Genomic DNA, 11,710 nt, shown 5'->3' on the forward strand with positions numbered 1-11,710 from the left:
CCAATGCCTTATCTTCCTATTCTTGACATCATTGTTCCTTTTAGTGCACATGTCAATTCACAGACAATAGAGCGTAAGGTATATATATCACTGAGAATGATACCTACTTTGAAATGTTCAATTGAGGTGAAGGTAGATGAAAAAAGCACTATTTGCTTTATTGTTAGTTGCTGTATTAGCAGTTGCTGTTGTAGCGAGTGGATGCATTGGAGGCGGAACAACCACTCCAACCACATCGAGCCCTACCCAAACCACCACTTCTGAAACAACCTCATCTCCTACCAAGACCACTACAAGCTCCCCAACTGAAACTACTACCACAACCACAACTGAAAGTGAAAAAGTACCAAGCGGAAAAGTTGTGATATGGCACGCTATGCAACCAAATGAGGCGCAGGTTTTTGAATCAATAATTGAAGAGTTCATGGCAGAGTACCCAAGCATCGAGATAGTTCTTGAGCAGAAACCGAATCTTGAAGATGCCCTTAAAGCTGCAATTCCAGCTGGTCAAGGTCCTGACTTATTCATTTGGGCACATGATTGGATTGGAAAGTTTGCAGAAGCGGGCTTACTTGAGCCAATCGATGAATACATAACCCCAGATATCCTTGATAAGTTCAGCGGGATGGCAAAGGAGGCAATTGAATATGGCGGACATTACTACGCGATGCCATTCGCAGCTGAAACAGTTGCAATCATATACAACAAAAAGATGATCAGCGAACCACCAAAGACTTTTGACGAGATGAAGGCAATCATGGAGAAGTACTACAAACCTGATGAAGAGAAATACGGAATTGCCTATCCAATAAATGCCTACTTCATCTCAGCTTGGGCTCATGCATTTGGAGGATACTACTTCGATGACAAAACAAAGCAGCCGGGATTGGACAAACCAGAGACTATCAAAGGATTTGAATTCTTCTTCAAGAACATCTTCCCGTACATGGCTCCCACAGGCGACTACAACACCCAACAGGCAATATTCCTTGAGGGAAGAGCTCCAATGATGGTCAACGGTCCATGGAGCATTGGAAGCGTTAAAGATGCCGGAATTGACTTCGGTGTTGCCCCACTTCCACCAATAATTGAAAATGGGAAGGAGTACTATCCAAGACCATACGGTGGAGTTAAGCTCATTTACTTCGCAAAAGGCATAAAGAACAAGGACGCAGCATGGTTCTTTGTCAAGTGGTTCACAACAAACCCAGAAGTGGCTAAAACCTTAGCAAAGGAGCTCGGTTATATTCCAGTCCTTAAGGAAGTCCTAAACGACCCAGAAATTCAGAGCGATCCTGTTCTATATGGATTTGGTAAGGCAGTTGAATACGCAATCCCAATGCCAAAGAGCCCGGAGATGGGAAGTGTCTGGGGACCTGTTGATACTGCAATCACAGAAATCCTTAAAGATCCACAAAACGCCGATATAGCTGCAATACTGAAGGCCCAAAATGAAGAGATACTGAAAGCAATTAGCGGGGGTTGAGGCTTCTCTTTTTGTTTAATTTTATGAATGAGGTGAAAGGTAATGAAAAAGACAACAGTAGTTGCACTGTTTCTGATTCTTCCGGGAATAATTGCATTCCTCACATTTAACTTGTGGCCGATAGTTTATTCAATATATATTGCATTCACAAATGCCCAGCTTGGAAACTTCCCCATTGAATCCACTAAACAGTTGCAGTTTGTTGGATTGGAGAATTTTAAATGGGCATTAAGTGACGAAAAATTTAGACGAGCCTTTCTGTGGACATGGTTTTTTGTGCTTACAAGTGTGACGCTGAAAGTCTCTTCTGGGATATTTCTGAGCATTTTGTATAACAATAAATATGTGAGAGGCAGACTTTTTTACAGATCTCTTCTAATAATCCCCTGGGCACTGCCTTTGCTCTTCTCAATCACCGTTTGGAGATTCATGTTCGATCCTGTTTTTGGACCAATAAATATTGTACTAAAGTCACTTGGGATTTCAAATCCTCCAAACTGGATCAATGATCCATGGTGGGGGTTTATAGCCCTTAACATAATCGAGGTCTGGCTTGCCTATCCGTTCATGATGACAGTAATCACAGCTGCTCTGCAATCAGTTCCGGACACCCTAATTGAGGCAGCAATAATTGATGGTGCAACATACTGGCAACGTTTAAGACATGTTGTAATCCCGATAGTTAGCAAACCCATAGCCTTTGCCACAATTCTGACATCCGCAGCAAGCTTCCAGTACTTTATGGTACCCTATCTCTACAACGCCGGGCTCTTCGAGGACAAGTTCCTCCTACTATACGGATTCAGGAAGGCATTCGGGGCATCACCACATTACGGAAGAGCTGCGGCAATAATGGTAATTGCAACCCTTGTCTTAGCGGTTTACATGTACATCAACGTTAAAATAACAAAGCTGCAGGAGGGTGCCAAGGGATGAATATCAGGTTGCCAAAAAGGAGGGGCGAAGTCATTAAGGCATTCGCAGTAACTTTAGTGGCCATCCTTATAATGTTCATCATACTCTTCCCAGTCTACTACATCTTTACAGTCTCCATAAAACCGGTTTCAACTTTAGCGACTACTGAGCTTACACTAATTCCCAAAAACATAACTGCTGAAGCGTATAAAGAGGTCCTCTTTGGATTTGAAGGTAGCAAAATTTCAGCAAACTTTACTGGAAAAATTGAAGGAAATGGAAAACTTGATGGAAACATCCTGTATGTAACAAACGGAAGGATAATAGGGACAGTAAAGGCAGGACCATTTACAGCATTAAGATTCGAGATTCCTTTTAAGGAGGTCAAATTTAGAGTCGGGCAAAGTGGCTCCAAAGAAGGGCCGTTTAATGGAGAAATTAGCGGTGCCTTTAGATTAACGAGGATCAACAAAGACGGCTCTATAGGTTTCGCTGTGGTGAAGAATGTCAAATTGGAAAACGGAAGAATCAATGGGATTACAGTTAGCGGGACAATGGAAAAATACATAGTAGCACGAAACACAGGAGCTGTAGAGATAACCGCAGTTGGGAAGTTTGTTAACTCAGTGTTCTTTGGTCATCTTAAAAACAGCCTGTTCATAGCAGGATTTACGGTGATACTAACACTGTTCTTTGTGATTCCTGCAGCATATGCCTTCTCAAGACTTAAGTTCTTCGGAAGAGAGCACGTCCTGTACTTCTACTTAATGTTCACCCAAGTAGCTGGAGGTCTGGGGATAGCGGGATTAATAGCCCTCTACGGCATGATTGTCAAACTTGGACTATACGACAAACTGCCCGTTCTGTCCCTTATATATGCAGCAGGAAGTGTTCCGTTCAATACATGGCTTCTTAAAGGATACATAGACTCAATAAGTCCAGATTTCGATGAAGCAGCTCTTGTGGATGGAGCAAGCTACCTGCAAATTATCAGATATGTCCTGCTACCAATGGCTCTCCCAGGAATAGCAACCGTTGCAATATTCGCCTTCATTGGGGGATGGACAGAGTTCATTCTTGCAAACTTATTACTTACAGAAGCAAATCAGCCTCTATCAGTTTGGATTTACCTACTCATGGGAGGAATTGGAAGAGGGATTGACTGGAATTATTTTGCAGCTGCTGCATTGCTGTTCGCTTTACCTGTGTTTATAATGTTTATGTTAGCTCAAAACTACGTCAGAAGTGGTCTGACAGTTGGAGGATTAAAAGAATGAGGTGAATGGAATGAGGAAGGTGTTTTCCCTACTTGCAATTTTTTTAGTTCTCTTCAGCACTCTGGCAGTTCCAGCAAAGGGTGAAGAACCAAAGCCGCTAAATGTTATAATAGTGTGGCACCAGCATCAGCCATATTACTATGACCCAATTCAAGATATATACACAAGACCATGGGTTAGGCTCCATGCGGCAAACAACTACTGGAAGATGGCGTATTATCTGAGCAAGTATCCCGAAGTACACGCTACAATCGATTTGTCCGGTTCATTGATTGCTCAATTAGCAGATTACATGAACGGTAAAAAAGACACATACCAGGTAATCACAGAGAAGATTGCGAATGGAGAGCCATTAAGCATAGATGACAAGTGGTTTATGCTCCAAGCACCTGGAGGATTCTTTGACCACACCATTCCATGGAATGGGGAACCAGTTACGGACAAAAACGGAAACCCAATAAGGAGCTTCTGGAAGCGCTATACAGAACTCAAAGACAAGAGAAACAAAGCATTTGCAATGTATGGGGGCTTGCCATTAGATGAGCAAAAAAAGAAAATTACCTCTGAATTCACAGAACAGGATTACATTGATCTTGCAGTTCTCTTCAACTTAGCCTGGATCGACTACAATTACATAATGATGCACGATGACCTGAAAGCAATCTATGAAAAGAGAAACACTGGAGGCTATACGAGAGACGACGTTAAGACAGTATTGCAGCATCAGATGTGGCTTCTCAACCACACATTTGAAGAGCACGAAAAGATAAACCTCCTTTTAGGCAACGGTAATGTTGAAGTCACAGTCGTTCCGTATGCCCATCCGATTGGACCAATTCTCAACGACTTCGGCTGGGAGAGTGACTTTGATGCCCATGTTAAAAAGGCTGATGAGCTATACAAAAAGTATCTTGGTGGAGGAAAAGTAGAGCCAAAGGGTGGATGGGCTGCTGAGAGTGCTTTAAATGACAAAACACTGGAGATTTTAGCAGAGAATGGCTGGCAGTGGGTCATGACAGATCAGCTTGTTCTTGAGAGAATGGGAATTCCCTACAGCATTGGAAATTACTACAAGCCTTGGGTCGCCGAATTTAATGGAAAGAAGATTTATCTTTTCCCAAGAAATCATGACTTAAGCGATAGGGTTGGTTTCAGGTACAGTGGAATGAACCAATATGAAGCTGTTGAAGACTTTATCAACGAGCTCTTGAAGATCCAAAAACAGAACTACGACGGCAGCTTGGTATACGTTGTAACACTTGATGGGGAGAATCCATGGGAGCACTATCCATACGATGGCAAGATCTTCCTTGAACAGCTGTATAAAAGGCTCACTGAACTCCAAAAGCAGGGGCTAATTAGAACCCTAACACCAAGCGAGTACATACAGCTCTATGGCGACAAGGCAAACAAGCTGACTCCAAAAGAGCTAAAACGCTTAGATTTGTCAACAGCGAACAAAGCGAAGAAGCTCCTTGAGGCCAAAAGTCTGAACGAGCTCTATGACATGGTCGGCGTTACGGAACCACAGCAGTGGATTGAGTCAAGCTGGGTTGATGGAACACTTTCAACTTGGATAGGTGAGCCGCAAGAAAATATCGCATGGTATTGGCTCTACTTGGCAAGAAAGGCCCTCTTTGAAAACAAGGACAAGATGTCTCCAGAAGAGTGGAACAAGGCTTATGAATACCTGCTGAGAGCTGAAGCAAGTGATTGGTTCTGGTGGTATGGGAACGATCAAGACAGCGGTCAGGATTACACATTTGACCGCTATCTTAAGACATATCTCTATGAGATTTACAAGCTCGCAGGTATCAAGCCTCCAAGCTATCTTTACGGAAACTACTTCCCAGATGGGCAGCCATATCGCGTGAGAGAACTCTCTGGGCTCGGAGAAGGTGAGAAAAAGACGTATTCAAGTCTCTCAGCTTCCGCAAAGGAAGTCGAAGTTTACTTTGACAAGGATGGAATGCACTTTGTGATTAAAGGAGCTCCAGAGCAATTTGAAATAAGCATCTATGAAAAAGGCAAAATAATTGGAAATACGTTTACACTGCTTCAAGGAACACCAAAATATGAATACAGTTTGTTCCCGTATATAAGGGACAGCATAGGGCTCATGATAACCAAGCACGTGGTTTACAAAGATGGGAAAGCTGAAATTTACGAAGCAAAAGACTACGAAACCAGCGAAAAAGTTGGAGAGGCAACAGTAGAAAAGCTCAGCGACGGTGTTGAGATAATTGTGCCCTTTGACTACATTGAAACTCCAGAAGACTTTTACTTTGCAGTTTCAACGGTTAAAGGCGGCAACCTTGAAGTCATAACAACACCTGTTGAACTCAGACTCCCAATGGAAGTTAAAGGGGTTCCAATAGTTGACATAACGGATCCTGAAGGCGACGACTATGGTCCAGGAACCTACACATATGCCACAGATAAAGTGTTTGTTAAAGGAGCATTTGATCTGCTCCGCTTTAGAATGCTCGAACAAACAGATGCATATGTCATGGAATTCTACTTTAAGGAGCTTGGTGATAATCCATGGAATGGACCAAATGGTTTCAGTCTGCAAATCATTGAAGTCTACTTCGACTTCAAAGAAGGGGGAAATACATCAGCGATCAAAATGTTCCCAGACGGACCGGGAAGCAATGTACAGCTTGACCCAGACCATCCATGGGATGTGGCATTTAGAATAGCCGGCTGGGACTACGGAAACATAATCGTGCTATCCAACGGGACTGCTATCCAGGGAGAGCTTCAAATTTCAGCGGATCCAGTTAAGAACGCAATAATCGTGAGGGTTCCCAAGAAGTATCTCCAGATTAATGAGGATTATGGACTTTATGGCGCTGTACTTGTAGGATCTCAAGACGGCTATGGCCCAGACAAGTGGAGACCAGTGGCAGTCGAAGCGGAACAATGGAAGATTGGTGGAGCTGAACCAGATGCCGTGATAAACAATGTTGCTCCCCGTGTTATGGACCTCCTTGCTCCAAAAGGATTCAAACCAACACAGGAGGAGCAGTTAAAGAGCTATGATGCAAAGAACATCAAGCTTGCCACGGTTAAGATGCTCCCACTACTCAAGACAGGAATAGTTATCAAAGACCCAGAAGGAGACGACCATGGTCCAGGCACTTATACTTATGCAACAAACAAGGTATTCGTTCCACACCACTTAGATCTCCTCAAGTTCAAGATGACGGAAGAGAATGAGTACTGGAAGCTCGAGTTCTATTTCAAAGAGCTTGGTGATAATCCATGGAACGGTCCGAATGGATTCAGTCTGCAAATCATTGAAGTTTATTTTGACTTCAAAGAAGGTGGAAATACATCAGCAATCAAAATGTTCCCAGACGGGCCGGGTTCAAACGTTGACCTCGATCCAAACCATCCATGGGACGTTGCACTGAGGATAGCTGGCTGGGACTACGGAAACATAATCGTTGTGCCTGGAAAGAAGCCAATTCAAGGAGAATTAAAGATATCAGCGGACCCAACAAGAAATGCAATCATTGTTGAACTACCTAAGAAATACCTCCAAATTGATGAAGATTATGGACTTTATGCAGCTGTGCTTGTAGGATCACAGGATGGTTACGGCCCAGATAAATGGAGACCAGTGGCAGTTCAGGCAGAGGAGTGGAAAGGAGGCGGGGCAGAGCCCGATGCAGTTATAAACAACGTTGCACCAAGGGTTTATGATCTTTTGGTTCCAGAAGGGTACAAGCCAACGCAGGAGGAAATGCTAAGCAGCTATGATGCAAAAGCTGGAAAAAGGGCTGTTGTTCTCATGATTCCAATAATAAAGGGAACAAAGAGTGAAGAAAAGCCGACGCCAACTGAAACAAAAACGGAAACAACTACCACTAAAGCGACTACTACCACAACACAAACCACAACTACCAAAGAAACAAAAACAACTACAACAAGCACTCCAAGCAGAACCACGACAACTTCACCAACTCCAAGCGAGAGTTCACCAACTGAGAGCGGAATCTGCGGACCGGCATTGATCATTGGGCTCGCATTGCTACCAGTATTGCTTAAGAGAAAGAGATAACGCTTTCATTTCTTATTTCTTTATTGTGAAACCTTAACACTGAACATCAAAACTTATTTATATCCTGAAATCGCTATGTTTACTAAAAGTAAACATAAACCGAGGTGGACTTGATGGCAGAGGTTAAGTTGATAAATGTGTGGAAAAAGTTTGGCGAAGTAACTGCAGTTCAGGATATGAGTCTTCATGTAAAAGATGGGGAATTTATGATTCTTCTCGGTCCAAGTGGTTGTGGAAAAACAACGACACTCAGAATGATTGCTGGATTAGAGGAACCAACTAAAGGACAAATATACGTTGGGGACAAATTAGTAGCTGATCCAGAGAAGGGTGTCTTTGTTCCTCCAAAGGATAGAGATATCGCAATGGTTTTCCAGAGCTATGCTCTGTATCCTCATATGACTGTTTATGATAACATAGCATTTCCACTTAAACTTAGAAAAGTTCCAAAACAGGAGATAGACAGGAGAGTCAGAGAAGTTGCAGAGATGTTGGGTTTAACCGAGCTTTTAAAGAGAAAACCCAGAGAATTAAGCGGTGGTCAGAGACAGAGAGTCGCCCTTGGAAGGGCAATAGTAAGGCAGCCTCAGGTTTTTCTTATGGATGAGCCATTAAGTAACTTGGATGCAAAGCTTAGAGTTAGAATGAGAGCTGAATTAAAGAAATTGCAAAAGCAACTCGGTGTTACTACAATTTACGTGACCCACGATCAAGTTGAAGCTATGACAATGGGAGACAGGATAGCTGTAATTAATGCAGGTATTTTGCAGCAAGTTGGAACGCCAGATGAAGTTTACAACAAGCCAGCAAATGTTTTTGTTGGTGGCTTTATTGGCTCACCAGCAATGAACTTCCTTGATGCATCAGTTGTTGAGGATGAAAGAGGGGTCTGGGTGGATTTTGGTGAATTTAAGCTCAAACTTCTTGAAGATCAAGCAGAAGTGCTGAGAGAGCTGGGTTACATAGGAAAAGAGGTCATCTTTGGTATAAGACCAGAAGACCTCTACGATGCAATGTTTGCCCAAGTTAAAATTCCAGGAGAAAACATGATCAGGGCAATGGTTGATATCGTAGAAAACTTAGGCAGCGAAAGGATTGTCCACTTAAGGGTAGGAAATCTAACATTTGTTGGTGCATTCCATGCCGAATCGATGGTAAAAGAAGGTCAAGAAATTGACGTAGTGTTTGATATGAAGAAAGTGCACATCTTCGATAAAAAGACTGAAAAAGCAATTTTCTAAAGATTTTTAAGCTCTTTTTATTTTCTCCCAATCATGTACGAGAAACTTGCAGAATACTTTGCGCAAAAATTTAAAAGAGGGAAAATCATAGAAATCGGAATTGGCTTTAATTTTAAAGCTGCATTAAAGTTAAAAGAGATGGGATTTGATGTTGTAGTCATTGACTGGAACCCGAAAGCTGTTGAAAGGGCAAAAGAGATAGGACTAAACGCCATTGTTGATGACATTTTTAACCCTCGGCTTGAAATTTACAAACAAGCGAAAGCCATGTACTCAATCAGACCAACACCAGAAATGATGCCATACTTATTAAAGCTCGCTAAGACCATAAAAGTCCCACTATACATTGTGCCTTTTTCCACAGATGCTGTTCCAATAGAGATGAGGCTCGAAAATTATAGGGGACTGGTAATTTACAAGTGGGAGGCTAAAGATATATAAAGCTAAGCCATACATTAACTTGGTGGTGTTATGAAGCTCTTTGGAACAGCTGGGATTAGGGGCCCTATTGATTCCAAAGTAACTCCAGAACTGGCGTTAAGCGTTGGAAAAGCCTTGGGGACATACATTAATTCTGGGAAGGTTGTAATTGGTAGGGATGCAAGAACTTCAAGTGTAATGCTGGAGAATGCCCTCATAAGCGGATTGCTGAGCACAGGATGTGATGTGATAGAGCTGGGCTTAATACCAACTCCCATGCTTGCTTGGGCAACCAACAAGTTAGGCGATGCAGGGGTCATGATAACTGCCTCACATAATCCGCCAACAGACAACGGAATCAAGGTATTTAACGAAAATGGTGTTGAATTCTATCTGGAACAGGAAGAAGAGCTTGAAAGAATAATCTTCTCCCAAAGCTACAAAATAGCAAAATGGGATGAAATAGGGAAAGTCAAAAAGCTGGATTTAAAAGAAAGATACATAAATGCAGTGCTAAAATTTGTGGAACACGAAACGAATCTCACGGTTCTGTATGATGGAGCAAATGGAACCGGCAGTATGATAGCCCCATACCTCCTAAGGGAAATGGGGGCAAGGGTGATCTCAATTAATGCTCATTTAGATGGACACTTTCCGGGCAGAAAACCAGAGCCAAGGTATGAGAACATTGCATATCTTGGAGATCTCGTCAGACAACTGGGTGTTGATTTAGCAATAGCTCAAGATGGTGACGCCGATAGGATAGCGGTTTTTGATGAAAAGGGGAACTACATTCCAGAGGATACACTAATTGCACTCTTTGCCAAGCTCTATGTGGAAGAAAACAAAGGTGGGGTCGTTGTTACATCAATAAATACGAGCTTTAGAATTGACAAGGTTGTCCGAGATGCAGGGGGAAAGGTCTATCGTGTACCATTGGGTCAGCTCCATGATGGTATAAAGAAATATCACGCAATTTTTGCTGCCGAACCTTGGAAGTTCATTCATCCAAAATTTGGAATGTGGATTGATAGCTTTGTAACGATGGGACTTCTAATCAAGCTGATTGACGAAGAAAAGAGACCTCTTTCAGAGATCGTTAAGGAGATACCTCAGTATCCGCTGATAAAGAAGAATGTTAAATGTCCAGACGAGCTGAAGCCAAAAGTTATGGAAGTTGCAAGAAATGAGCTTGAAAGAAAGCTAAAAGATGAGATTAAAGAAGTTCTCACGATTTCTGGAGTAAGGTTCAATCTTAAAGATGGATCATGGGTTCTGGTAAGACCCTCTGGAACAGAACCGAAAATCAGGGTTGTTGTGGAAGGACAGACAGAAAAGAAAATGAGGGAACTATTTGAATTAGCCTATGGCATAGTTTCAAAGGCCGTCGAAAGTCTTAAACCCACCTAGCTGGTCTCAGCGTCTTTAGTCTTATTTCTTTTCCAATTGTAACTCTAAAACCCTCTTTTGCAACAAGAGTTTTCACCCCAGTGACATTTTCGATGAACTTTGCCTCCTTATACGGATTTGCAAAGTGCATCTTCATGCCTATGTGGTTCATAATCAGCAATTCTGGCTTATCCTTCATGCCCTTCAACATGTAAATCACATCCTCAGTGCATAGATGGTATGGAATTCTCATGTCTTTGGGTCGGGTTATAGCAGCTATCATGACCCTTGCGCCCTCATGCCACTTCTTGAGCTCATCGAAGTACTGAGTATCGGGGATGTAGGATATGTCCCCATACTTAGTCCTAAGCCGAAAACCAATGGTTGTGGGGTCTGCATGCATCGCAGGCGTTATTATCATCTCCTCCTCCCCAAGAATGAATTTATCACCGGGATTTGGAGTGTGGATTTCTTCCAATGAATCGAGATGGTACTGTGAAACTGCAGGTGTGTGACTTTCATCTCCATGGACAACGCTTTTAGATGCTATTAAAATTCCCCTTTTTTTCGTAACGCCCATAGTTATCCCCTCAAGCATAACTTCCACGTCATTGCAGTGATCTGTATGCCTGTGGGACACAAAGAGAACATCAATTCGTCTTGGGTCGATTTTGTATCGCCAAGCCCTTACAAGTGCTCCCGGACCTGGATCGACATAGATTTTCTTGCTCGCTTTTATGAAGAATCCTCCTGTAGAACGAGTTTGTGTTATTGTTATGAATCTGCCTCCACCACTGCCCAGAAATGTTATCTCTATCATGCCCTTACCTCCTATTCTTTTTTCAGATGTTAAAATTTTACACACAGCAGTATATAAGGCATTTGGCTACTGGAGATTTATCGACACAACCAA

Annotated in this window: 8 protein-coding genes; 7 read left to right on the forward strand and 1 reads right to left on the reverse strand. The window is 42.5% G+C overall.

Annotation, left to right across the window (positions count from 1 at the left end; all coding sequences use genetic code 11):
• Positions 1-136: 136 nt before the first annotated feature.
• The 7 genes from TERMP_RS08185 (at position 137) to glmM (ending at position 10,818) form a co-directional block, all read left to right on the forward strand.
• Positions 137-1,486: an extracellular solute-binding protein gene (locus TERMP_RS08185; RefSeq protein ID WP_013467927.1), complete on the forward strand. Its 1,350-nt coding sequence runs from the start codon at positions 137-139 to the stop codon at positions 1,484-1,486.
• A 42-nt stretch (positions 1,487-1,528) separates the two neighbouring features.
• The gene (locus TERMP_RS08190; RefSeq protein ID WP_013467928.1) at positions 1,529-2,422 is read left to right on the forward strand and encodes a carbohydrate ABC transporter permease; all 894 of its coding nucleotides are present in this window, start codon (positions 1,529-1,531) and stop codon (positions 2,420-2,422) included.
• On the forward strand, positions 2,419-3,678 hold the full coding sequence (locus TERMP_RS08195; RefSeq protein ID WP_013467929.1) for an ABC transporter permease subunit: 1,260 nt from the start codon (positions 2,419-2,421) through the stop codon (positions 3,676-3,678). The genes TERMP_RS08190 and TERMP_RS08195 overlap by 4 nt, the downstream gene beginning before the upstream one ends.
• A gap of 10 nt (positions 3,679-3,688) precedes the next feature.
• Entirely contained in the window at positions 3,689-7,747 is a 4,059-nt protein-coding gene (locus TERMP_RS08200) for a glucodextranase DOMON-like domain-containing protein (RefSeq protein WP_013467930.1), read from the forward strand.
• 113 nt (positions 7,748-7,860) lie between these two features.
• Positions 7,861-8,988 carry an ABC transporter ATP-binding protein gene (locus tag TERMP_RS08205; protein ID WP_013467931.1) on the forward strand — a complete coding sequence of 376 codons (1,128 nt, stop codon included), beginning with the start codon at positions 7,861-7,863 and terminating at the stop codon, positions 8,986-8,988.
• 33 nt (positions 8,989-9,021) lie between these two features.
• The gene (locus TERMP_RS08210; protein ID WP_013467932.1) at positions 9,022-9,429 is read left to right on the forward strand and encodes a UPF0146 family protein; all 408 of its coding nucleotides are present in this window, start codon (positions 9,022-9,024) and stop codon (positions 9,427-9,429) included.
• A 30-nt stretch (positions 9,430-9,459) separates the two neighbouring features.
• Positions 9,460-10,818, forward strand: a complete 1,359-nt coding sequence (gene glmM / locus TERMP_RS08215; RefSeq protein ID WP_013467933.1) for a phosphoglucosamine mutase — start codon at positions 9,460-9,462, stop codon at positions 10,816-10,818.
• Here glmM and TERMP_RS08220 read toward each other — a convergent pair.
• Entirely contained in the window at positions 10,805-11,617 is an 813-nt protein-coding gene (locus tag TERMP_RS08220; protein ID WP_013467934.1) for an MBL fold metallo-hydrolase, read from the reverse strand. The two genes, glmM and TERMP_RS08220, sit on opposite strands and share 14 nt — an antisense overlap.
• Positions 11,618-11,710: the final 93 nt, after the last annotated feature.

It is taken from the genome of Thermococcus barophilus MP (genome assembly GCF_000151105.2).
GTDB classification, from domain to species: Archaea; Methanobacteriota_B; Thermococci; order Thermococcales; family Thermococcaceae; genus Thermococcus_B; species Thermococcus_B barophilus.

What these genes read in the sequence shown, in the direction of transcription:
- TERMP_RS08185 (WP_013467927.1), top strand. Translation starts at nt 137, where the DNA reads ATGAAAAAAGCACTATTTGCTTTATTGTTAGTTGCTGTATTAGCAGTT.
- TERMP_RS08190 (WP_013467928.1), top strand. Translation starts at nt 1,529, where the DNA reads ATGAAAAAGACAACAGTAGTTGCACTGTTTCTGATTCTTCCGGGAATA.
- TERMP_RS08195 (WP_013467929.1), top strand. Translation starts at nt 2,419, where the DNA reads ATGAATATCAGGTTGCCAAAAAGGAGGGGCGAAGTCATTAAGGCATTC.
- TERMP_RS08200 (WP_013467930.1), top strand. Translation starts at nt 3,689, where the DNA reads ATGAGGAAGGTGTTTTCCCTACTTGCAATTTTTTTAGTTCTCTTCAGC.
- TERMP_RS08205 (WP_013467931.1), top strand. Translation starts at nt 7,861, where the DNA reads ATGGCAGAGGTTAAGTTGATAAATGTGTGGAAAAAGTTTGGCGAAGTA.
- TERMP_RS08210 (WP_013467932.1), top strand. Translation starts at nt 9,022, where the DNA reads ATGTACGAGAAACTTGCAGAATACTTTGCGCAAAAATTTAAAAGAGGG.
- glmM (WP_013467933.1), top strand. Translation starts at nt 9,460, where the DNA reads ATGAAGCTCTTTGGAACAGCTGGGATTAGGGGCCCTATTGATTCCAAA.
- TERMP_RS08220 (WP_013467934.1), bottom strand. Translation starts at nt 11,617, where the DNA reads ATGATAGAGATAACATTTCTGGGCAGTGGTGGAGGCAGATTCATAACA.